General features: G+C 69.0%; 23 protein-coding genes. 9 read left to right on the top strand and 14 right to left on the bottom strand.

What is annotated here, in order from left to right; genetic code table 11:
• Positions 1-257 precede the first annotated feature (257 nt).
• Both G6N49_RS18400 and G6N49_RS18395 read left to right on the top strand, forming a co-directional pair.
• Positions 258-1,838 (top strand): PE-PPE domain-containing protein, encoded by a 1,581-nt coding sequence (locus G6N49_RS18400; RefSeq protein ID WP_083045554.1) that lies wholly within the window; start codon positions 258-260, stop codon positions 1,836-1,838.
• A 125-nt stretch (positions 1,839-1,963) separates the two neighbouring features.
• A complete protein-coding gene (locus tag G6N49_RS18395; protein ID WP_064872332.1) occupies positions 1,964-2,278 on the top strand; it encodes a hypothetical protein in 315 nt (104 codons plus the stop codon).
• Positions 2,279-2,342: 64 nt separating this feature from the next.
• Here G6N49_RS18395 and G6N49_RS18390 read toward each other — a convergent pair whose 3' ends face one another.
• From G6N49_RS18390 to G6N49_RS18355, 8 genes are all read right to left on the bottom strand, one after another.
• On the bottom strand, positions 2,343-3,245 hold the full coding sequence (locus tag G6N49_RS18390) for a cyclopropane mycolic acid synthase family methyltransferase (protein WP_041924982.1): 903 nt from the start codon (positions 3,243-3,245) through the stop codon (positions 2,343-2,345).
• A 172-nt stretch (positions 3,246-3,417) separates the two neighbouring features.
• Positions 3,418-4,287 (bottom strand): cyclopropane mycolic acid synthase family methyltransferase, encoded by an 870-nt coding sequence (locus G6N49_RS18385; protein WP_083045553.1) that lies wholly within the window; start codon positions 4,285-4,287, stop codon positions 3,418-3,420.
• A 132-nt stretch (positions 4,288-4,419) separates the two neighbouring features.
• The gene (locus G6N49_RS18380) at positions 4,420-5,328 is read right to left on the bottom strand and encodes an alpha/beta fold hydrolase (protein ID WP_083045552.1); all 909 of its coding nucleotides are present in this window, start codon (positions 5,326-5,328) and stop codon (positions 4,420-4,422) included.
• A 2-nt stretch (positions 5,329-5,330) separates the two neighbouring features.
• The gene (locus G6N49_RS18375) at positions 5,331-6,698 is read right to left on the bottom strand and encodes an ABC1 kinase family protein (RefSeq protein WP_011854781.1); all 1,368 of its coding nucleotides are present in this window, start codon (positions 6,696-6,698) and stop codon (positions 5,331-5,333) included.
• Positions 6,699-6,750: 52 nt separating this feature from the next.
• Positions 6,751-7,959 carry an acyltransferase family protein gene (locus G6N49_RS18370; protein WP_083045551.1) on the bottom strand — a complete coding sequence of 403 codons (1,209 nt, stop codon included), beginning with the start codon at positions 7,957-7,959 and terminating at the stop codon, positions 6,751-6,753.
• A 370-nt stretch (positions 7,960-8,329) separates the two neighbouring features.
• On the bottom strand, positions 8,330-9,133 hold the full coding sequence (locus tag G6N49_RS18365; protein ID WP_064873818.1) for a DUF4097 family beta strand repeat-containing protein: 804 nt from the start codon (positions 9,131-9,133) through the stop codon (positions 8,330-8,332).
• Positions 9,134-9,155: 22 nt separating this feature from the next.
• Entirely contained in the window at positions 9,156-9,641 is a 486-nt protein-coding gene (locus tag G6N49_RS18360) for a hypothetical protein (protein ID WP_064873816.1), read from the bottom strand.
• A gap of 65 nt (positions 9,642-9,706) precedes the next feature.
• Positions 9,707-10,699, bottom strand: coding sequence for an oxygenase MpaB family protein (locus G6N49_RS18355; RefSeq protein ID WP_083045550.1), 993 nt, complete (start codon positions 10,697-10,699; stop codon positions 9,707-9,709).
• Positions 10,700-10,797: 98 nt separating this feature from the next.
• Between G6N49_RS18355 and G6N49_RS18350 the strand changes: the two genes are divergently transcribed.
• Positions 10,798-11,397, top strand: a complete 600-nt coding sequence (locus G6N49_RS18350; protein ID WP_064873812.1) for a TetR/AcrR family transcriptional regulator — start codon at positions 10,798-10,800, stop codon at positions 11,395-11,397.
• A gap of 89 nt (positions 11,398-11,486) precedes the next feature.
• On the opposite strand, the gene G6N49_RS18345 is transcribed toward G6N49_RS18350, so the two are convergent.
• The 4 genes from G6N49_RS18345 to G6N49_RS18335 are packed head-to-tail and all read right to left on the bottom strand — an operon-like array spanning position 11,487 to position 13,412.
• Positions 11,487-12,089 (bottom strand): DinB family protein, encoded by a 603-nt coding sequence (locus tag G6N49_RS18345; protein WP_083045549.1) that lies wholly within the window; start codon positions 12,087-12,089, stop codon positions 11,487-11,489.
• Entirely contained in the window at positions 12,089-12,616 is a 528-nt protein-coding gene (locus G6N49_RS18340) for a DinB family protein (RefSeq protein WP_064875523.1), read from the bottom strand. The genes G6N49_RS18345 and G6N49_RS18340 overlap by 1 nt, the downstream gene beginning before the upstream one ends.
• Before the next feature lie 37 nt (positions 12,617-12,653).
• The gene (locus G6N49_RS29915; protein ID WP_235679535.1) at positions 12,654-12,851 is read right to left on the bottom strand and encodes a Rossmann-fold NAD(P)-binding domain-containing protein; all 198 of its coding nucleotides are present in this window, start codon (positions 12,849-12,851) and stop codon (positions 12,654-12,656) included.
• A gap of 12 nt (positions 12,852-12,863) precedes the next feature.
• Positions 12,864-13,412 (bottom strand): SDR family NAD(P)-dependent oxidoreductase, encoded by a 549-nt coding sequence (locus tag G6N49_RS18335; RefSeq protein WP_235679534.1) that lies wholly within the window; start codon positions 13,410-13,412, stop codon positions 12,864-12,866.
• A gap of 158 nt (positions 13,413-13,570) precedes the next feature.
• On the opposite strand from G6N49_RS18335, the gene G6N49_RS18330 reads away from it, so the two are divergent.
• A complete protein-coding gene (locus G6N49_RS18330) occupies positions 13,571-14,131 on the top strand; it encodes a DUF308 domain-containing protein (RefSeq protein WP_083045548.1) in 561 nt (186 codons plus the stop codon).
• A 17-nt stretch (positions 14,132-14,148) separates the two neighbouring features.
• Here G6N49_RS18330 and G6N49_RS18325 read toward each other — a convergent pair whose 3' ends face one another.
• Positions 14,149-14,721: a TetR/AcrR family transcriptional regulator gene (locus G6N49_RS18325; protein WP_083045547.1), complete on the bottom strand. Its 573-nt coding sequence runs from the start codon at positions 14,719-14,721 to the stop codon at positions 14,149-14,151.
• Between the two features lie 88 nt (positions 14,722-14,809).
• On the opposite strand from G6N49_RS18325, the gene G6N49_RS18320 reads away from it, so the two are divergent.
• Positions 14,810-15,421 (top strand): TetR/AcrR family transcriptional regulator, encoded by a 612-nt coding sequence (locus tag G6N49_RS18320; protein WP_011854792.1) that lies wholly within the window; start codon positions 14,810-14,812, stop codon positions 15,419-15,421.
• Positions 15,422-15,467: 46 nt separating this feature from the next.
• Complete coding sequence (locus G6N49_RS18315; RefSeq protein WP_083045546.1) at positions 15,468-16,421, top strand: helix-turn-helix transcriptional regulator; 954 nt, start codon at positions 15,468-15,470, stop codon at positions 16,419-16,421.
• Here G6N49_RS18315 and G6N49_RS18310 read toward each other — a convergent pair.
• Positions 16,411-16,962 (bottom strand): nucleotidyltransferase family protein, encoded by a 552-nt coding sequence (locus G6N49_RS18310; RefSeq protein WP_011854794.1) that lies wholly within the window; start codon positions 16,960-16,962, stop codon positions 16,411-16,413. The genes G6N49_RS18315 and G6N49_RS18310 overlap by 11 nt on opposite strands.
• Before the next feature lie 52 nt (positions 16,963-17,014).
• Between G6N49_RS18310 and G6N49_RS18305 the strand changes: the two genes are divergently transcribed.
• Genes G6N49_RS18305 through G6N49_RS18295 form a run of 3 tightly spaced genes read left to right on the top strand, consistent with a single transcriptional unit; the run spans position 17,015 to position 22,513 of the window.
• Positions 17,015-17,782 carry an endonuclease/exonuclease/phosphatase family protein gene (locus G6N49_RS18305; RefSeq protein WP_011854795.1) on the top strand — a complete coding sequence of 256 codons (768 nt, stop codon included), beginning with the start codon at positions 17,015-17,017 and terminating at the stop codon, positions 17,780-17,782.
• 19 nt (positions 17,783-17,801) lie between these two features.
• On the top strand, positions 17,802-21,908 hold the full coding sequence (locus G6N49_RS18300) for a glycoside hydrolase family 38 N-terminal domain-containing protein (RefSeq protein WP_083045545.1): 4,107 nt from the start codon (positions 17,802-17,804) through the stop codon (positions 21,906-21,908).
• Positions 21,905-22,513, top strand: coding sequence for a DUF7158 domain-containing protein (locus tag G6N49_RS18295; RefSeq protein ID WP_083045544.1), 609 nt, complete (start codon positions 21,905-21,907; stop codon positions 22,511-22,513). The genes G6N49_RS18300 and G6N49_RS18295 overlap by 4 nt, the downstream gene beginning before the upstream one ends.

The raw sequence follows: 22,513 nt of genomic DNA, 5'->3' as shown, positions 1-22,513 counted from the left end.
CGGCTTCAGGTGGGTCGCCCGGATGACGTCGCGCGCCTCGTCAACGAAGTAGTACCGGCACCGGGGGCAGGTATTCATGTACCGGTTGTAGTCCTCCTCCTCGTCGTCGTCGGCGATCGCTCGAGCACTCCGGCGGGGATCCCCAGCGTCACGGCGTAGTGGTTTTGCAGCGACCGTCTTTCGGGCGCCTCGATTGACACGCACAGTTGTGATGTTAATTAGGCCCACTCACCCTCGGGATATGTGATCGTTTCCCCATGCGTAAGTATGCAAACGCAAGCATCCTGGTCATCACCTCGCTCGTCGCGACCGTCGTGCTCTGGATCGCGTCCACGTTCGCGGCGGCGCTTGCCTTCGGCGCGATCGCGCTCATCGTCCCGGGCACCGGCACCCACAACATCGGCACGGTCACCGGATACAAGGAGAACGCCGCCGACCGCTTCATCGACCCGTCAGGTGTCGACTGCACCTCTCTGAACGGCTGCGATCTTCTCGGCGTCGACTATCCCGCCAGTTTCTGGCCCATCCCGCTGCCCGGCTGGTGCCCCGGCCTGACGTGCGACACCTGGAACAAATCGGTGGGAGAGGGCGTCACCAACCTCAACACCCAACTCGCCACCGTCCTGGCCGACGGCACCAACGCCGGTGAGCAGATCGCCGTCTTCGGCTACTCCCAGGGTGGCGCCGTCGTCTCCCGCGCCATGTACGACATCGCCGAACTCGACGAGGAAACCCGCGACCGCATCACCGTCGTCACCATCGGCAACATCAACAACCCGCTCGGTCTCTGGTCGCGGCTGAGCTTCCTGCGCTACATCCCGCTGCTCAACGTGTCCTTCGGCCCGCAGCTGCCGACCGACATCGGCGTCAAGAGCACCAACTACTCCTTCGAGTACGACCCCGTCGGCGACGCCCCGCAATACTGGGGCAACCCCTTGGCAATGCTCAACGCGCTCATGGCATTCGAGTACGTCCACGGCTACTACCTCGACCCCAACAGCAACGGGCCCACCGACGCGATGCCCTACGGCTACGACGACGCCAGCCTGGCCGCCGCCATCGCCGCCGCACCGAAGCGCGTCCACGGTGACGCCACCTTCGTGCTCATCCCGCAGCGCGGCACCCTGCCGATCTTCATGCCGCTCGTCGACATCGGAAACGCCACCGGCACATCCGCATTCGTCGAACCCGTCATCCGGCTGCTGCAGCCGGTGACCAAACTGCTCATCGACCTCGGCTACGACCGCCAGGCCAACCCGGGCATCGCCCGAAACCTGTCGATCCTGCCGTTCAACCCGTTCACCTTCAATCCCATCCAGTTCTCGGTGGACTTCGTCGAAGCCATCGTCCAGGGCATCGAAGACGCCTTCAACGGCGGCAGCATGATCGCGGTCCCGGTTCCCGCGCCGGCAGACAGCGAGGCCGACGAACTATCGGCGGCGGGAGAGGCGCTCGGCCGGCTGGCCGCGGATTCGAACGAGGAACCGCTCACCACCGTCGAGCAGGTCGCCGATATCGACACACCGCTCGTCGAGGAGACCCTGGACGGCGACCCCGCAGGAGGCACCGACGAGCAGGGCCAGTCCGACGACCTCCCTCAAGAGGAGTCGAACGACGAGAGTCTTCAGCAAGAACCCAAAGACGAACTCGTCGAGGACGAGGACCTGCAGAACGAGGACCCCAAAGAGGAAGACGACCTCGAGCAGGAAGAGGACGTCACCGACGACGGCGCCGAGGACCTCGACGCAGACGCCGAGGATGCCGACATCACCGACGGTGGTCAGGACGCCGATCCCGAGACCGACACCGCGGCACCCGAAGAGAAGGCCGCGGCCTGACCGGTTCGGCATTTCCGGCCCGCTCACGTGGTGGAACCGGTCAGCGCGGGTATTCGAAACGCCCCGGTGACGGCCGGTCCGTCGTTTACCGTGGCCGTAGGGGAGATTCTCAAAGGGGAGATCGCATGAAAACTCGCATGGCCGCCGGTGCGGCCGCACTCGTGATGTCGGCGGTTCTGAGCGCACCACCCGCCATGGCGCAACCGACGCGGTGGACCATGCCGGACCTCCGCGGGATGAACCTCGCGGCTGCCCAGGAGGCCTACACCGCAGCGACCGACGGCGAAGGCCCGGAGCTCGAGTACAGCAACGAGTCCGGTCCCACGGAGGTCCTCAACCTGACCAACTGGACCGTCTGCTGGCAGTCACCGAGGGCCGGCTCGACCTTCACCGCGAAATCGTGGACCGGGGTCGGCGTCAACCGCCCCAACAAGTGCTGAGCACCTGAACCGACGAAAACCGCCCCGCCACTTCGTAAGTGGCGGGGCGACTTCGTAAACCAGATCAGGCGGCGACGGCGCCCGGCTTCAGGTAGGTCACCAGGCTGACGTCGATGCTCTCGTCGATGAAGTAGTACTGGCAACCGGTCAGGTACTTCATGTACCGGTTGTAGTTCTCCTCGTCGGTGGCCGCGATCGCGGCCTCCTTGTGCTGCTCGAGCCGGCTCGCCCAGATGCCGAGGGTCTTGATGTAGTGGTTGCGCAGCGACAGCGTCTCGGGCACCACGAACCCGGCCTTCTCACCGTGCTCGACCATCATCTGCGTGGTCGGGACGCGCCCACCCGGGAAGATCTCGGTGATCATGAACTTCACGAACCGCGCCAGCTCGAACGTCAGCTTCTTACCGCGGGCCTGCAGGTCGTACGGGTGGTACCCGACGCTGCTCTGGATCGTCATCCGGCCGTCGTCGGGCAGGATGTCGAAGCACGTCTTGAAGAAGTCGTCGTAGCGCTCGAACCCGAAGTGCTCGAACGCCTCGATCGACACGATCCGGTCGACGGGGGAGTGGAACTGCTCCCAGCCTTCGAGCCGCACGTCGAACGTGCGGTCGCTGTCGGCCTGCGACAGCAGATGGTTGCAGTACGCCTGCTGGTTCTTGCTCAGCGTCAGGCCGATGACGTTGACGTCGTAGCGCTCCATCGCCCGCTTCATCGTCATACCCCAGCCGCAGCCCACCTCGAGCAGCGTCATCCCGGGCTTGAGATCCAGCCGGTCCAGATGCTGATCGATGTTGGCGATCTGCGCCTCCGACAGCGAGACGTTCGGGCCGGTGAAGAACGCGCAGCTGTACTTACGCGTCGGATCCTGGAAGACCCCGAAGAAATCGTCGGACAGGTCGTAGTGCGCCTGGATGTCCTCGAAGTGCGGCCGCAGCTCCTCGGTACTACTGGTTGAGTTGTCAGACATAGTCCGCTGTTGGCCTTCCTCGCGACAGGTCAATTCGTCGTTACCCGTTTGTTCGGTTGCCCGCACCCTACCCGTCCCCGGACGGCCTTCAGGCCACCCCGGCACGTGTCGGTCAACCCGGTCGCCAGCTGTTTGACGCCCGCGATAGTTCGAAGCTTTGCTGTGGGACCGGCTACTTCACCAGCGTGAACTGGTTGACATCGGTGTAGCCCTTGCGGAACGCGTCCGCGCACCCGGTCAGGTAGTGCATATAGCGGTCGTAGACCTCTTCGGACTGCACCGCGATGGCCTCGTCCTTGTGCGCCTCCAGCGCCGCCGCCCAGTGATCCAGGGTCTTGGCGTAGTGCGGCTGCAGCGACTGCTCACGCGTCAACGTGAACCCGGCCTTGCCGGCGTGTTCACCGACGAGGTCGATGGTCGGCAGATAGCCACCGGGGAAGATCTCGGTGAGGATGAACTTGATGAACCGCGCCACCGAGAACGTCAGCGGGATGCCGCGCTCGATCATCTGCGGGATCGTCAGCGCCGTGATGGTGTGCAGCAGCATCACGCCGTCCTCGGGCAGCACCCGGTAGGCGGTGGTGAAGAAGTCGTCCCAGCGGTCGCGGCCGAAGTGCTCGAACGCCCCGATCGACACGATCCGGTCGACGGGCTGATCGAAGTCTTCCCAGCCCTTGAGCAGCACCTGCTTGCTGCGCGGGCTGTCCGATTCGGCGAAGATCCGTTCGACGTGCGCGTGCTGGTTCTTGCTCAGCGTCAGGCCGATGACGTTGACGTCGTACTTCTCGACCGCGCGCATCATGGTGTAGCCCCAGCCGCAGCCCACGTCGAGCAGCGTCATCCCGGGCTCCAGACCCAGCTTGCCCAGCGCGAGGTCGACCTTGGCGCGCTGCGCCTCCTCCAGCGTCATGTCGTCGCGCTCGAAGTACGCGCAGCTGTACATCTGCGAGGGGTCGAGGAACAGCCGGAAGAAGTCGTCGGACAGGTCGTAATGGGCCTGGACGTCTTCGAAATGCGGCTTCAATTTGCCCGATGGGGCCATGGTGGTGCCTTCCTTAGCGGGTGGGGGCCTTGTCTGCGTCATCGTCGACGGCCGCAACGGCCCACCTGCGCTCGACTGGTGATGGTAACGGACGAGATGCCACCAACCCAATCGCCAAAAGTTTGTTGCTGGTCAGGGCCGTTCGGCGAAGGTGGTCTTGAGTTCGCCGACGATGTCGTCCCACAGTGGCTCGGGCAGCTCGTGACCCATGCCGTCGAACAGCACCAGCCGGGCGTTCGGAATGGCCTTCGCGATCGCCTTCCCGCCGGTCGGCCGCATCAGCTTGTCGGCTTTGCCGTGGATGACGACCGTCGGCGCCTTCGTCTGCTTGTTGTACTTGCGCAGGCTGCCGGTGCCGGTGATCGCGTTGAACTGCCGGGCCACACCGACGGGGTTGAACGCCCGGTCGTAGAACGCCATGGCGTCGGCTCGCAGCGCGTCCTCGGACTTCGGATAGGCCGGGCTGCCGATAATCTTGCTGACCTTGATCGAGTTCTCGATGATGACCTCGCGCGGCGAGTTCGGCGACGGTCCGGTGATGACCGCGAGCAGATGCCGCGGCCCGGGCGGCGGCAGGAACGCCTGGTTGTTCGACGAGAAGATCACCCCGAGCGTCTTCGTCCGCTCGGCGTGCCGCGCCGCGACGATCTGCGCGATCATCCCACCCATCGAGCCGCCGACCACGTGCGCGGAGTCGATGTCGAGGTGGTCGAGCAGCGCCGCGGCGTCGTCGGCCATGTCCTCGAGCGTGTAGAGCGCTGGGCTGGGCCTGCCGACCAGCGACCGGGCCATGTTGCCGATCTGCGAACCCTTCGTGCGCTGACCGTCGAAGTAGGTCGACAGCCCGACGTCGCGGTTGTCGTAGCGGATCACCCGCAGCCCCTGGTCGACGAGCTTGCGGCAGAAGTCCTCACGCCAGAACGTCAGCTGCGCGCCGAGGCCCATGATGAGCAGCACGGCCGGGTGGTTGGGGTCACCCATGTCCTCGTAGTGGATCTGCACCTTTTCGCCCGACGGTGCTTTCCCTTCGCGGATCTGCACCGTCAGACCTCCAGCTCTTCGTCGTCGCGTTCCTTGTGTTCGCGGCTGATGTCGACCATGAAGTTGGCGAAGTACCCGGTCAGCTGCGGGTCGCTCATCATCTGCCACTTCGGCGCCAGCAGCTTCATGTACCGCTCGACGTAGAGGAACTGCTTACCGATGAGCACCAGCTCGCGCGGCAGCTTCACGTCGTAGGCGTCGGCGAGCACCGACAGCTGCTTGCCGATCTCGGCGTAGCTCATATCGCCCAGAGTCGACATGGTCAGCGGGGTGGCGAACTTCTCCAGATCCTTGGCGGCCTGGGCCTCGGGCTTGACCGTGCCGACCGCGCCCATCATCACGACGATCTTGCCCGCCGCGGCGTGGTCCTTCTTGACCAGCAGCGCGTACACCAGTTCTCTCAGGAGCCACCGGGTGCGCGGGTCGATGCGGCCCATGATGCCGAAGTCGAAAAAGACGATCTTGCCGTCGTCGTCGATGTAGAGGTTGCCGGCGTGCAGGTCCCCGTGGAACAGGCCGTGCCGCAGCCCGCCCTCGAACAGGCTGAACAGCAGCGCCTTGACCAGTTCGGTGCCGTCGAAACCCTTCTTGCGGATGGCCGCGGCGTCGTCGATGCGGATACCCGACACCCGCTCCATCGTCAGCACCCGCTCGCTGGTCAGATCCCAGTACACCTGCGGCACCCGGATGTTGCGGCCCAACGGCGAGGCGTGCATGTGCGACACCCACGCGTCCATCGACTGCGCCTCGAGGCGGAAGTCGAGTTCCTCGGCGAGGTTGTCGGCGAAGTCGGCGACGACGTCCTGGGCGCTCAGCCGCTGGCCGAGCTTTGCGAACTCGACCAGTCGGGCGCCGCGCTTGAGGATCTGCAGGTCCGCCGCGACGCGTCGGCGGATGCCCGGACGCTGGATCTTGACGACCACCTCTTCGCCGGTGTGCAGCGTCGCGTAGTGCACCTGCGCGATGGACGCCGAGGCGAACGGTGTGTCGTCGAAGCTCTTGTAGAGGTTCTTCGGGTCGTCGCCGAGTTCCTCCCGCAGCAGCTTGGCGACCTGCTCGGGGTTGGCCGGCGGCACCCGGTCGAGCAGGCTGCGGAACTCCTTGGACAGCCCTTCGCCGAACGCGCCGGGACTCGATGCGATGATCTGCCCGAACTTGACGTAGGTGGGGCCGAGATCGGCGAAGGTCTGCGGGACCTGTTTGACGATCTTTTGCGAGAGGCTGCCGCGTCCGCGGAGGTTCGTGACGACGCGGGCGCCGGTGCGGGTGACCTGCCACCCGGTCGCGCCGAAGCGTGCGGCCTCGACCGGCAACGGCACCCGGTCCAGCCTGGCCACCTCTCGGTGCTGGGTCTTTCGCGTGGCACTCATGGCTTCCAGTGTTGCAAAATGCGCGGTGAGGCGAAAAAGCGTGTGCCCCGGGTCACAATCCGCCGGTCAGCTGGGTTGAGCTGTGCGGTTGGTAGGCGTCCGGCCGCGCGGCGAACGCGCACAGCCCGATCGCGATGAGGACCAGCGCGCCGACGGCGGCGTACCGGGTCCGGCGCTCGACCTGGAACAGGCCGCGCTCCATGTCTTTTCGGGCCTGACGGAACGCATCCCTGCTGGCGTGCCGTAGCGGCGTTTCGACGAAATGGTGGCAGGCGATTGCCAGACCGAACGCGAACGCCACCGCGCAGATGTCGAAGTACGGCCCGCGGTCCATCAGCGCCGCGAGGAGCACGATCACCGGCCAGTGCACCAGGTACAGCGCGTAGGAGAGGTCGCCGACGTAGGTGCTCACCCGGTTGCCGAGGACCGGCTGGAACCGCGGTTCGCCGCCGACACCGGCCGCCAGCACCAGCGCGGTGCCCGTGACGGGGAGCAGCGCCCACGGCGCCGGGAAGCCGGCCTCACCGAGGACGACCATGCTGGCGACGATCAGCAGCAGGCCCGCCCAGGACAGCAGCGGTTTCACGGTGTGCGGGATCTGCGCGAGTTGAGTCGCGGCCATGGCGAGCAGCGCGCCGACGCCGAACTCCCACACGCGGGCGAACGTGTCGAGGTAGGCGTCCGCGGGATTGCCCGCCGTTTCGTACAGCGCCCACGCGAAGGAGGCTGCGGTGACGACGGCCGTCGCGGCGACCGCTGCCCTGCGCGCCTTGAGCAGGCCGACCAGCAGGAGCAGCAGCGGCCAGACGAGCCAGAACTGTTCGCCGACCGACAGGGCCCAGAAGTGGGCGGTGGGGGAGTCCTCGGCGGGAGGCTGCCAGTTCGCCACCCCGACGAGCGCGAACAGCACGTCCTTGCCGACGGACTGGGCGCGGGCCGGTGCGAGGACGAGGAGCGACGCGACGTAGGTGGCGGCCAGGACGACGGCCGCGACGGGCAGGATGCGGCGCGCGCGGGTCCAGTAGAAGTGCTTAGCGGTGTCGGCTGACATCAGGCTGGTGGTGACCAGGAAGCCGGAGACGACGAAGAAGACGTCGATGCCGACGAACCCGCCGCCCGGCCAGCCCCACAGGTGGTGGGCGAACACCGCGAGCACCGCGACCATCCGCAGACCCTGGATGTCGAGGCGCCGATTCGCCCGCTCGGCGCGCCGACGCCGCCGTCGCGCCGTCTCCCGGTACCGATCCACAACTGTTGCCACGATTCCCCCTCGACGATTACCGCAACTGCAATCGGACCCCGAACAATAGCTGTGAGCGCTGACAAAACCACTTTGGAAGAACAACAGTTATTCAAAATGCGGGGTCTGAACGGTAACTGATCATGTTGGCGGGCGGCAGGGTTCACCGCAAGCGCGTGCAGCACTTGACCGATTGAGGGGTATACGGGCTGTGATCCGTACCACTTTGGGAGGTGTTGAGATGAACAAGCGCGCGACGGGACTCCCTACGAGCAGATCAACCTGACGGACTGGGTGGTGTGCGCTCAGTCGCGGTCGGCCGGTGGCGAGATCTCCGTCGAGCGGCCACCACGACTGTCCGTCGCGCGGCCCAACGGTTGCGAGTAGCGCCTCAGTTGGCGATGCCGACGGCCCGGCGCACGGTGATGTCGCCGGAACCCGTGCGGGCGTGCACGGTGAGCGTCTCGTCGTCGTCGGCGGGACCGCTCGACACGTCGAGGGTGCTGGAGAGCGCGCCGGAGCGGGTGTGGACATCCAGCCTGGCCGCGGTGCCTTCCGGGATGCCCAGCCCGACGTCGCCGCTACCGGTCGTCACGGTGACGGCGCCGCTGACGGCCGCGGCGACCGAGACGTCTCCGGAGGCCGTCTGCGCCCGCACCGTGCCGCGCAGCCGTTCGACGGTCAATGCACCGCTGGCGGCCTTGAATCCGAGATCGCCGTCGAGCCGACCGATGGTCGCATCCCCCGATGCCGTCGAGACGGTGACGTTGCCCGTCACGCTTCGCGCGGTGATGTCACCCGAGGCGGTGTCGGCTTTGAGTTTTCCCTCGACCACGTCGAACCGTGCGTCACCGCCGGCCGAGGAGAACCGGCAGTCGCCGAGAACGCCGTCGCAGTCGAAGCCGGCGGAGGCCGACGAGGCCTGCAGCCGCGAATGTGCCGGCATCGCAACGTCGATGGAGACGGCGCCGCCTCTGCCGAGCGCCACGAACTTCGGTCCGGCGGAGACGGTCAGCTTCCCGTGCCGGAAGTCGACGCGGGCGTGTTCTGCCGCCCGGACGTCAGAGGCGCGGGAAGGATCCTTCGGGCGGATCTCCACCACGGTGTCGCTGCGTTCGCCTGTTGCCAGGTGCACTGAACCGGCGACGACGTCGATGACGGCGGTGACGGGGTCGGGGGTGTGGAATTCCGGCATCTGTGTCTCCCTTTCGTGAGGTTCAGCGAACCCAGCCGTTGAAGGATTTGTCGGTCTGCGATCTCGGTCGCCGCGTGGGCGTCGCGTCACTGGAGGCGCCGGACACGGCGCGGACCAGCCAGGTGTTGACCGACACTCCGGCACGCCGGGCGGCCGATTCGACGGCGGGTTTCATGTTCTCCGGCAGGCGCAGCGTCACGCGCCACGTGCCCCCGGCGTCGTCGGCGTCAGGCGGCGGCGGCACAGAGGGTTCCGGTTCGGGGTCGGGGGCGGCCGCCACCGCGAACTCCGGATCCCGGCCACGCAGGCGCACCTCGACCGATCCCGGCGCCAACTGTTGCGTGAGGTGTTCGGCGGCCTCGGACAGCACTTCGAGGAGTGCCAACCGAAGGGCGGAATCCAAGGGTGCGGTGAGCCGCTCGGCCAGCGCTTGCGCTTCCGGGCCGCCGGCCGCGGCGGCCACGGCGAGCTCGTGGCGCACGTTGTCGACGTACGGCTGCAAATCCATGACGCCATAGTGACATCAAAGTGATGTCAGAGCAATGGTCAATCTGACGTCACAGCAGTGCGGGCTCAGGCGAAGCTGTGCTCGATCTCGTCGCGGCTGAGCTCCGGATCGGAGCCCAGGACGTAGGTCGGCACGGTGTGCGGGACGGTGGTGCCGCCCTTGACCCGCGCCTGCGCCTGCTGGAACTCCGGTGCCGGACCGGCCGCGGCGTGCAGGCCGTTGATGACGCCCCACACCGCGGTGCGCCGTGCCGTCCGCTCGAGGATGTTGGGGTCCTTGTGCTGGATGAGCTGTTTGGCCCACTTCGGCATGGTGTCGCGGATCGCCCAGTCGACGATGTTCTGCGGCAGGCCGACGTTCGGCCCAGTGGCCATCGCGGTGCCGTGGGTGACCGCCAGGCGGGGCAGGTAGGACTTGAGGCATTCGGCGGTGTCGGCCTTGGTGGCGGGCAGGTCGGTGCCGCCCAGCGCGTGGCCGACGCGGACGAACTCGCCGTAGTAGCGGTCGATATCCTTGCCGCGCAACGGGTTCGGGTGGTAGAGCTCGTGCGCGGTGGCGATACCCCACACGACGGTGGCGTAGTTCCAGCGCAGCCAGTCCGGATCGTCGGCGTCATAGCGCAGCCCGTCGGGGCGCACACCCTTGATGGTGTGGTGCATGGACCGGACGGTGGTCGCCAGCTTCTCGGCCGTCTCCGTCGACCCGTATGCCGTGCCGATGAAGAACGCCACCGAATGACCGAGGCGGACCATCGCGCCTGCGGGGTCGAGGCGTCCGGTGGCGGTGCCGCTCTCGTCGCGTTCGACCAGGCGGGAGTGGTGCATGCCCATCCAGAAGATGCTCGGGTCGAGGCGCTCGATGTAGGCCGCGCACTGCAGGCCGAAGATCAACGCCTCCATGTGTGAATGCACATGCCACACCGCACTTTTCGGGCCGAACCAGCCGGGGTCGCCGAGCGGGGCCGCGAACTCCATCCCACGGAAGTAGTTGCGCCGCATGCCGCCGTAGTCGATGCGGCCGCGTAACCACTGGGTGAGGATCTCGTGCGGCATGTCCACTGTGCGGCCTCCTGATGCAGTCTGGCGACGGGTGTACCCAGCCTACCGCTTTGGCTACATCCGTGACCAGATGTCGTCTCGACACGTACGCTTGACGGATGCCGACACCCACCCGCTGGGCCGGCGTGCCGCTGACCGACCGGCGCGCCGAACGTCGCGCGCTGCTGATCGACGCGGCGTTGCGGCTGTTCGGCACCGGCGGGGAGGCCGCGCTGGCCGTGCGCTCGGTGTGCCGCGAATGCGGGCTCAACACCCGCTACTTCTACGAGAGCTTCGCCGACACCGACGACCTGCTCGGCGCGCTGTACGACGAGGTCAGCGCGCAACTGGCCGCCGACGTCGACGCCGCGATGACCGCGGCCGGATCGTCGCTGCGGGAGCGCACCCGCGCCGGGATGGCCGCGGTGCTGGGGTTCAGTTCGGCCGACCCGCGGCGCGGGCGCGTGCTGTTCACCGACGCGCGGGCCAATCCGGTGCTGGCCGCGCGCCGCGCCGCCACCCAGGACCTGCTCCGCGAGGCGGTGCTGGTCGAGGGGTGGCGGCTGCACCCGGGCACGGATCCCGTTGCGGCGCAGGTCGGCGCCGCGATGTACACCGGTGCGATGGCCGAGTTGGCGCAGCAGTGGCTGGCCGGCCGGTTGGGCGACGACCTCGACGCCGTCGTCGACTACGCGCTGCGGTTGGTGCTCGACCGCTGACTTTTTCGCGCCGAGCAGACGCAAATGTCCCCGAAAACGCCGGTAAATGGGGACATTTGCGTCTGCTCGCGGGGAAAGGTCTCGCGGGATCAGGCCGGTTGCGTCGGCCGCCAGCGCCGGAGGAAATCGGTCTCCGGCCACTCCTCGTAGGCCGCCATCAACTCGTACATCGTCGCCCGGTCGATCGACTCGCGGATGATGTCGGCGTGCCCGGCGTGGCGGGTCAGCTCCTCGATCAAGTGCAGGGCGACCCACCGCACCGACCAGTGATCCACGTCCTTCGGGAACCACGGCACGTCGTGCGGCACCGGCACCGGCGTGTCGAGATCGGCCTCGCGCAGCGCCCGCAGCGTCTCGGCGTTCTGCGCGCGTAAGGCGTCGAGCAGCGCCTCGAGCGTCTCGTGCTCACGCATCACATGCTCGTCCTGATACTCCTGCATCTGCTCCTCGACCGGCCGCGGATCCGGCGGCGGGAACTCCGGCGCACTTACGATCCGCTGCGCCCAGCTGCGCTGCACACCGGTCGCGTGCTTGATCAGACCGCCGATCGACAGCGCGCTCACCGACGGGGTGGAACGGGCCTGCTCGTCGGTCAACCCGTAGGCGACCGCGAAGAACGCGTTCTGGTTGAACGCGAGGAACTCGGTGAGGTTCTGACGTTCGTCGGCAACAGGTGGGGGCAGTCCGGGCATCAGTGCTTCTCCTTCGTGGTGGTGTGAACGTAAAGATCTCGGATACAAGCGATTTCGGCACCGTGGTGAATCACTTCACGGTTGATGTGCAGCACCAGCGCGCTCATCGGGTAGTCGGCGTAGGGGCCTTCGGCCGGACCGCACGGCCGCGCCAGCGCGTCGGCGTCCAGCGTGCGCACGCCGGCGATCCAGCGGGCGTACTCCTCGTCGAGTTGGCGCAGCGCCGTCGGGGCGTCGGTGGCGTAGCGCCACGACTGGTAGTCCGCGGGCGGGCCGCCGAAATGCGAATGACTGCGCATGGCGAAGACGCCGACGATCACATGCGCCATCCGCCACGCGATCGTCGTGAACGGCTCCGGTTGCGGTGGCGGATAGCTGAAGTCGATGCCGCCGTCGGGGTGCACCGTCCAGCAGTCCGGCACCGGCTGCCAGAAGTACTCGTCGTCGGACAGGCCGTCCAGGCGGGGCCGCAACGCCTGGGTCCAGTGGAAGTCCAACTGGTCGACCAATTGCTCGGTGAGATCCATGTCTATAGCGTCGCACCGCTATAGGACAGTTGTTGTCCTATGAGCTGACGAGTTGTGCTCCGTCGGGGAAATCGGTGCTGCGGGAGAGGTCCTCCCAGGTCCGGATGTCGTCGTCGACCGCACTCCTGGCCGCCGCGATGAGCCTGAGGGCGTCGGAGCCCAGCACCAGGCGCGCGTTGCGGATCGGGACGAACAGCTCGTCGTAGTCGGCGATGGAGCGATCCGCCCGCGTCATCGAGCGTCCGGCTCAATCGGTGCGGAAGGATCCCGGCTCGATCGCGGTGACATGAATCCCGAACTGGGCCACCTCTTTTCGCAGGTCGAGCATGCCTTCGACGGCGAACTTGCTCGCGCAGTAGGCGGACATCCCGGGGACCGCCATGAGGCCGGCCATGGACGTGACCGCCATCAGATGGCCCGAGCGGCGCTCCCGCATCGCGGGCAGTGCGGCCTGCAACGTGGCGGCGACGCCGAACACGTTGGTGGCGAACTGCGCCCGCAGCTCGGCCAGCGGCGTCTCCTCGAAGACGCCTTCCACGCCGTAGCCGGCGTTGGCGATGACGACGTCGATCGGGCCGACGGTCGCCTCCACGTCGGCGACCGTGCGCAAGACCGCCTCGTCGTCGGTGACATCGAGCAGTCGGGCGTGTGCGCGTCCCGGCGACAGCGCCTCGAACGCCTCGGCGTCCTCGGCTTTACGCACCGTGCCCACGACCCGGTGACCGGCGTCGAGGGCGCCTGCGGCGAAGGCGCGCCCCAGGCCTGAGCTCACTCCGGTGATGAGGATGGTCCGCATCGTTTACTCCGTTCGAATGGGTTAGTTGACGTAGCGACGACTACAGTCAGCACTGCGTCAACTAAGAATATTCCAGGTGGCATGACTGTAGTCAGATGACTACAGTGCGTTGTAGTCATCCGGCTACACGCCGGGTCCCGAATCGAGCTGGAGGCGACATGCCCCTCATCACCGCCACCGACACCTGGCTGAGGTCCTACTACGCACTGCGCGGAGCCGTCTCGCTGCTGTGGGTCGCCGCGGCAGTGACCATCGGACCGCGATCGGCGGCCGTCGCCGGTGTCCTGCTGCTGATCTACCCGGCGTGGGACGCGCTCGCCAACCTGGCCGACGCGCGGCAGAACGGCGGTCTGCGACGCAACCCGACCCAGGCGTTCAATGCCGCCGTCAGCGTCCTGACCACCGTGGCCGTGGCCGTCGCACTCGTGGCGAGTCTGAACGCGGTCCTGGGCGTGTTCGGCGTCTGGGCCGCGCTGTCGGGTCTGCTGCAGCTGGCGACCGCCGTCCGACGCTGGAAAACCGTTGGCGCCCAGTGGTTGATGGTCGTCAGCGGTGCGCAGTCCGCGGCCGCCGGTGCGATGTTCCTGGTCAAGGCCGGTGCGCCGGAGACGCCCAGCGTTGCCGACATCGCCCCGTACGCCGCCTTCGGGGCCTTCTACTTCCTCATGTCAGCGCTCTGGCTGGCCGTGTCGGCGGCGCGGCGCCATCGGGCAACCTGATTGCCCGGCAGTATTTTTCACTCCCGCTGGAGCCCACGAGGGTCGGCGAGATGATCGCCGAGCACATCCGGCGGCGGCTCGGGCACCGGACCGGCGTGCGGATCGTCCAACCCGGTCGCCGCCCGCAGGAACGGCCCGAACAGCCGCCACCCCAACTGAAGCGCGAGCGCGTCGGCGGTGGCCACCCGCGCCGCATACTCGTCGCCCTGGCGTTCGCGGGCGACCGCGACCAGCTGCTCGACATTGGGAAAGCCGTGCTGAAGCCGTCCGACGTCGTACCCGTCCAGCAGCGCGCGGGCGATGACCTTCCAGCTGCGTTCGGCGCGCGCCTCGACCTCCTCGCGCGACGAGCCGGCATCCCGCGCGGCGATCAGGTCGTCGGCGAGCTGGTCGAGCACCGCCGCCACCACGGCTTCTTTATTTCCGATATGACGAAAGATCAATCCCGCGTTGACCTTTGAGCGTGCGGCGATGTCGCGCAGGGTGGTCGCCGCCGGCCCCCGCTCGGCGAACAGGTCGGCCGCATGGGACAGCACGATCGGTCGGATACGCGCCCCCGCATCGGTCGGGCCACCAGGTGCGGTAGTCACCCGACTACGGTAACGCGGCGGATCGGCGGTGGAGTAGCCTCGCGCGCAGTACGGATTTCGGCGACGGTGAACGTTTTCAGGGGAGGCCGTGGACAAGCCCTGGCCCTCACGTCGATCCGCACCCACCGTGCGCCGGGGTGACGTGCGCGAGCAGCAGATCCTCGACGGCGCCGAGGAACTGCTGTCCACCGCCGGCCACGCCGATATGACCGTCAGCGACATCACCGCGGCCGCCGGGATCACCCGCGGGGCGCTGTACTTCTACTTCGGATCGAAACAGGAAGTGCTCACCGCCCTGGTGGCGCGCACCTCGCAGGTCCTCAACGAGCGCGCCGCATCGGCGCGCACCGACACCGGGCCCGTGCCCGAGGTGATCGCGGCTGCGCTGCAACGCACCGCCGACCTCTGGCTCGAGCACGGCCCGGTGATGCGGATGGCCGTCGATCTCAGCGCGACCGTGCCCGACATCGACCGGCTGTGGTCCGGCGCCGCGGAGATCTCCATCGACGCCATCACCGCCGTCCTCGAGCGTGCCGGCGTGCCGTCCGGAGACGCGCCGAGCGACGCCCCGGCCCTGGCCCGAGCCCTGTGCTGGATGATCGAACGCAGCTTCTACCAGGCCTCCAAGGTCTCGGCGGCGGCCGTCGACGACGCCAGGCTGAGCTGCCAGACGGTGTGGAGCCGCGTCGTCGGCCTCTGACAATCAGCGGACCAATACTGTCCTATGACTCTGGCAGGCTGGGCGCATGTCCGAAACGACCAGCCGGGTCCTGCAGCTGCTCGGGCTGCTGCAGTCGCGACGGGTGTGGTCCGGTGAGGAGCTGGCCGAGCGGCTCGGCGTGACCACCCGCAGCGTGCGCCGCGACATCGACCGGCTGCGCGACCTCGGCTACCCCGTCGCGGCCAGCCGGGGCCATGGCGGCGGCTATCAACTCGGCGCCGGCGCGGCCCTGCCGCCGCTGCTGCTCGATCCCGACGAGGCCGTCGCGATGGCCGTCTGCCTGCGGCTGGCCGCCGGCGGTTCGGTGGCCGGGGTGGGGGAGTCGGCGCTGCGCGCACTGAGCAAGCTCGACCAGGTGATGCCCGCCCGGCTGCGCTCGCAGGTGTCCGCCGTCCACGACGCGACCGTCACCCTCACGTCGAACACCACCGAGGTCGTCGACCCCGAGGTGCTGATGACCCTGGCCCGCGCCTGCCGCGACCATGAACACGTCAGCGCCGGATACGTCGACCGCGCCGGCAACGCCACCCAGCGCCGGCTCGAGCCCTATCAGCTGGTGACCACCGGGCGGCGCTGGTATCTGCTCGGCTACGACCGCGACAAACAGGACTGGCGCAGCCTGCGGCTGGACCGGATGGCCGACGTCACCGCCGCGGGCACCACCTTCGGGCCGCGCGAGGCGCCCGACGCCGCCGACTACGTGCGGCGCTCGATCGCCACCTCGCCCTACCGCTACGTCGCGCGCGTGCGCTACCGGGCGCCCGTCGACGTGATCGCCGCGCACTTCCCGCCCGCCTCGGCGCAGATCGAGGCCGACGGGCCGGACGCATGCATCGTCACCGCGGGCGCCGACGACCCCGAACGCATGGCGCTCTACTTCGCCGTCGCCGGTGCGGAATTCGAGGTGCTCGAACCGCCCGAGGTGATCGCCGCCGTCGGCACCATCGCCGACCGGTTGCGCCGCGCCGTCAGGACGTGATGCCGAGCCGGTCGGTGAGCACCAGAAACGTACTCGCGTAAGGGTTCTCGGCGGTGTTCGCCCGCACCGTGTCCCAGTCAACGCTCTCCCGCACCGCACGCGCGGCGGGCAGCAGCGCCGAAAAGTCGCAGTTGTGCTCGTTGAGCGAGTTGAGCTTCTCGGTCAGCACATGGGTCGGCGGCAGCACCCGCATCCGGATCGCCAGTACGTCGAGTTCATCGGCGGCGGCCACATCTCGCGCCGTCACCGGATTGCCGTTGAGCGCGTGCAGCACGTCGATCACGAAGTCGTCGCCCACACACGCCTTGAACAACCAGTCCTCCGGCGTGCGCTCGATGCGGAACCCGGCTTTCTCCAGCGTCAGCGCCGCCGCTTCGGTGTCCTCCTCGGCGACGACGAAGTCGACGTCGTGCACCGGTTCCGGACCGCCGTACACCCACAGCGCATAGCTGCCCGCCAGCGCGAACTCGGGGCCGTGTGCGCGCAGCGCGGAGGCCGAGCGGCGCAGCGCATCACGCAGCGCGTCGTTACGGGCGGACATCGGCCTACTTTCGGGGTGTCTGTGATTTGCCGAGGCGGGTACCTAGTACCCCATGCGTGTGGCGACATTCAACATTCTGCACGGGCGAAGCGTGCACGACGGTGAGGTCGACGTCGACCGGTTGGCGCAGTCCATCCGCGAACTCGACGCCGACATCGTCGCGCTGCAGGAGGTGGACCTGCACCAACCCCGCTCGGGGACGACCGACCTGACCGCCGTCGCGGCCGAGGCCATGCACGCGGTCAGCCACCGGTTCGTCGCCGCGATCGCCGGCACCCCCGGGGCGACGTGGATGGCCGCCACCGGCCGTGAGCAGCCCGGGACCGCGGCCTACGGCATCGCGCTGCTGTCCCGGTTCCCGGCCGAGACCTGGCAGGTGGTGCGGCTACCGCGGATCCCGGTGCCCTTCCCGATGTACCTGCCCGGCCCCAACCGGGTGCAGATCGTCAACGAGGAACCCCGCGCCGCGATGGTCGGCACCTTCGACACCCCGCTCGGGCCGCTGACCGTCGCCAACACCCACCTGTCGTTCGTGCCCGGCTGGAATCGGGTGCAGATGCGGCACCTCGTGCGGGACCTGCGCGGGTTCAAGGGGCCGAGGATGCTCCTCGGTGACCTCAACATGAGCCCACCCACTCCGGCCCGGTGGGCGCGGATGCGCAGCCTCGGGGAGGGGCTGACCTTCCCGGCCCACGCCCCCGACCGCCAACTCGACCACGTCCTCACCGACGATCCGCGGTTGCGCGTCGAGAAGTGCTCGGCGGTGAGTCTGCCGATTTCCGATCACCGCGCGCTCGTCGTCGACATTTCCCGCGACTGACGCCGTAGGGTTTCCCAGCGTGCACGTCCTCTCCGCGGAGTCGACGGATCTGTTCGTCGGTCCGCCGGACGCACCGCAGCAGGTCGTCCGGGTGACCTACCGCGACGGCGGGGCCGCGGTGCGCGTCTCGGGCCCCGGCCTCGAGGGTGAGGTGTCCGTGCCCGCGGGCGACGGGTCCGTCGAGGTGCCGGTCGCCGTGCGCGATCCGGTGCCCGGGGAGCGCCGGGACGCGGTCGCCGGCGGGCACCGCTTCGAGTTCACCGTCGCCGAACCCGGCTGGACTCTGTTCATGATCAGCCACTTCCACTACGACCCGGTGTGGTGGAACACCCAGGGCGCCTACACCAGCGTGTGGACCGAGGACCCGCCCGGACAGTGCCGCCAGACCCACGGATTCGCTTTGGTGCGGGCACATCTCGAGATGGCGCGCCGCGACCCCGTGTACAAGTTCGTGCTCGCCGAGGTGGACTACCTCAAACCGTACTGGGACACCCACCCCGAGGACCGCGCTGACCTGCGCCGGCTGATCGCCGACGGGCGCGTCGAGATCATGGGCGGCACCTACAACGAGCCGAACACCAACCTCACCAGCCCCGAGACGACCATCCGGAACTTCGTGTACGGCACCGGTTTTCAACGCTCCGTGCTGGGGGCGTCGCCGGCGACGGCATGGCAGCTCGACGCGTTCGGCCACGATCCGCAGTTCCCCGGCATGGCCGCCGACGCCGGCCTGACGTCGAGTTCGTGGGCGCGCGGACCGCACCACCAGTGGGGGCCGATGGCCGGCGGCGGCGACCCGCGCCGCATGCAGTTCAGCAGCGAGTTCGAATGGGTCGCGCCGTCGGGACGCGGGCTGCTGACCCACTACATGCCCGCGCACTACTCGGCGGGCTGGTGGATGGATTCAGCGGCCTCGCTGACCGACGCGCAGGAGGCGACCCACCGGCTGTACACCGAGCTGAAGTCGGTGGCGCTGACCCGCAACGTGCTGCTGCCCGTCGGCACCGACTACACCCCACCCAACAAGTGGGTCACCGAGATCCACCGCGACTGGAACGCCCGCTACACCTGGCCGCGCTTCGTGTGCGGGCTGCCGCGGGAGTTCTTCGCCGCCGTGCGCGCCGAGATGTACGACCGCGGGCTGACGCCGTCACCGCAGAGCCGGGACATGAACCCGATCTACACCGGTAAGGACGTCTCCTACATCGACACCAAACAGGCCAACCGCGCCGCCGAGGACGCCGTGCTCGACGCGGAGAAGTTCGCGGTGTTCGCCGGGCTGCTCGGGGGCTGCGCGTATCCGGACGCGGCGCTGGCCAAGGCGTGGGTGCAGCTGGCCTACGGCGCCCACCACGACGCGATCACCGGATCGGAATCCGATCAGGTGTACCTCGACCTGCTGACCGACTGGCGCGACGCCTGGGACATCGGCACGACGGTGCGCGACAACGCGCTACGGCTGCTGTCCGACGCGGTCGACGGCGCGTTCGTGGTGTGGAATGCGTTGGGCCACAGCCGAACCGACGTGGTGATGATGCGGGTCGACGCGCCGTTCGAGGGCGGCCTGTGTGACGGCGACGGCGTCGAGGTGCCCGTCGTCGTCGACGACGACGGCCATACGGTCAGCTGGCCCGCGCGCGACGTCCCGTCGCTGGGCTGGCGGGCCTACCGGCGGTGTCCCGGCGCTGCCGGGGCGTGGCAGCCCGTCGACGGGGTGGCGATCTCCAACGAGCGGTACGCGCTGTCCGTGGATCCGACCCGCGGCGGCGCGGTGGTGTCGCTGCTCGACGGCGGGCGCGAACTCATCGCACCCGGTGCGGTGGGCAACGAGCTGGCGGTCTACGACGAACACCCGGCGCACCCGCAGGCCGGTGAGGGGCCGTGGCACCTGCTGCCCAAGGGTCCGGTGGTGGCGTCGTCGGCGAATCCGGCCGAGGTGCAGGCGTTCACGAGCCCGCTCGGTCAGCGACTCGTGGTGCGCGGCCGCATCGGCGACGTGTTGCGGTACACGCAGACCGTCACGCTGTGGCACGGGGTGGAGCGGGTCGACTGCCGGACGGTGATCGACGAGTTCACCGGCGCGGACAAGCTGCTGCGGCTGCGCTGGCCGTGTCCGGTGCCGGGCGCGCGGCCGCTCAGCGAGGTCGGCGACGCCGTCGTCGGCCGCGGGTTCGGGCTGCTGCATGCGCGCGACGGTGTGGTCGACGCGGCGAAACATCCCTGGACGCTGGACAATCCGGCCTACGGCTGGTTCGGCCTGTCCTCGACCGTGCGCGTACGGGTGGGCGAGCAGGTGCACGCGGTGTCGGTCGCCGAGGTCGTCGCGGCTCCCGAGGTGGCCCGCGACCTGGTGGTGGCGCTCGCGCGGGCCGGGGTGACCGCCACCTGCAGCGCCGCCGACGGCCCCCGCTACGGCGACCTCAGCGTCGACTCGAACCTGCCGGACACCCGCATCGCGGTGGGCGGGCCGTCGGAAAACGCCTTCGTCGCAGCGGTTCTCGCGGCGGCCGACGAGTCCTACGGGGCGGAGCTGGCGCGTCAGCTCGACGCCCACGGGGCGGCGCGGGTGTGGGTGCCCGCCGCGACGCCGTTGCGCGACGCCTGGGTGCCCGACGCCGATCTGCGCGGGGTGCGCGCGCTCCCGGTGCTGATCCTCGCCGGCGATGTGGACGCGGTGGTCTGTGACCTCGCCGACGCCGAGATCACCGTCGACCAGCGGGCCGATGCGGTGGGCGAACCGTTCGAGCACCGCACCGTCGCACTGCTCAACCGGGGGGTGCCGTCGTTCGCGGTCGAACCGGACGGCACGTTGCACACCTCGCTGATGCGCTCGTGCACAGGATGGCCGTCGGGCACCTGGATCGACCCGCCGCGGCGTACCGCCCCGGACGGTTCGAACTTCCAATTGCAGCACTGGACACACACATTCGACTACGCGCTGGTGTCCGGGGACGGCGACTGGCGCGACAGCGAGGTCGCCGCGCACAGCGCCGAGTTCTCCCGTCCGCTGCTCGCCGTCGCCGGCGGCTCCCACGAGGGTGGGTTGCCGGCCTGGGGTTCGCTGCTCGAGATCTCGCCGCCGGGCAGCGCCGCGCTGGCCGCGCTCAAGGTGACCGGAAACCCGTTGGCCGCCGGGCGCAGCGCCGCGGTGGACCCGGCCGACGGGATCAGCGTCCGAGTGGTCGAATCCCGCGGCGCGTCGGCGGACGTCGCGATCACCTCCGGTCTGCACCGCCTCGCGGCCGACCGCCGCGTCGACCTGCTCGAGCAACCCGTCGACGGGGACGGCGCGCTGCGGTTGCACGGTTTCGAGATCGCCACGGTGAGCGGGCGGCTGCACCTGCCGAAGGTCGTCGACGCCTCGCAGGTCACGCTGGCCACCGAAGCCGAAGCGGCCCAACCCCTTTACGCCCGCTACTGGTTGCACAACCGCGGGCCGGCACCCATGGGCGGGCTGCCCGCCGTCGCGCACCTGCACCCCTCGCGGGTCGCTGCGTCGGCCGGCGACGAGGTGCGGTTGCGCCTGACCGCCGCATCCGACTGCACCGACGCGGCACTGCACGGACACGTGCGGCTCACCTGCCCGCCGGGATGGGCGGTGGAACCGGCCGAACTGCCCTTCGTCCTGCCGCCCGGCGAACACCTCGAGGCCGACCCGGTCGTCACCGTGCCTGCCGACGCCCCCGCGGGCCTGTACCCGATCCGCGCCTCGCTCGTGGTGACCGGCGGCGACGGGCACATCCCCGCCGCGTGGCGACAGACCGTCGAGGACGTCTGCGTTCTCACCGTCGGTACGTCCGCCGGTGGTGAAATCCTTCGTCTGACAGCCGAACCCGAGCCCGTCGACATCCGTCGCGGCACCTCGGCCCGGCTGTCGGTGACCGTCGCCACCGACGCACGCGCCGACCTGTCCGTCGAAGCGCACCTGATCAGCCCCTGGGGCACCTGGGAGTGGATGGGCCCGGCGGCCATCGGCGCCGACCTGCCCGCCTGCGGATCCGTCACCCTGTCCTTCGACGTCCGGCCGCCGCGGTGGCTGCCGCCCGGCCGGTGGTGGGCGTTGATCCGCGTCGCCGCGGCGGGACGGCTGGTCTACTCGCCCGCGGTCGAGGTGGTGGTCCGATGACCGTGGCCGCAACCGTCTTCGGTGCCCCGCTTCTGGTGAGCGAGGTCGATGCGCGCGAGGCACGCCTGCGCTCCGCCGTCCCCGCGGCCGCGTTACCGCGACCCGGCACCAGCGAGGGCCGCCAACTCCGGCGGTGGCTGACCCAACTGCTCGTCGCCGAGCGGGTCGTCGCCGCCGAGGCTGCCGCTGTGAACGTGTGCGAGGACGACGCCCCCGACGAGGACGCGCTGCTGCCCGATGCGGCGGCGCGCCTGGAGATCGGCAGCATCGCCGGTTCGGTGCTGGCCTGCCCGCGGGCGCGTGCGGTGTTCGCCGGCGTGACCGCGCACGTCGACGTCGGCGACGCCGAGGTCCGCGCCTACTACGAGCGAAACCCGTTGCAGTTCCGCAGCTTCGACGTGGTCGACGGGTGGCGGCGACCCGACGGTCCGGTCGCCCCGCTGCACCTGGTCGCCGGCGGTATCCGCGCCGACCTGCGCGCCGCCGCGCGACGCCGGGAGTTCCGCCGCTGGCTCGACGCGCGCTGCGCCGCCGCGGTCCACCTCGCCCCCGGATACGAACACCCCGGCGACCCCACCCAACCCGACAACACGCACAGGCACTGA

The organism is Mycolicibacterium monacense, assembly GCF_010731575.1.
Taxonomy (GTDB): domain Bacteria; phylum Actinomycetota; class Actinomycetes; order Mycobacteriales; family Mycobacteriaceae; genus Mycobacterium; species Mycobacterium monacense.
Note: the sequence above shows the minus strand (reverse complement) of the source record. Positions and strands in the feature narration are given on the sequence as shown.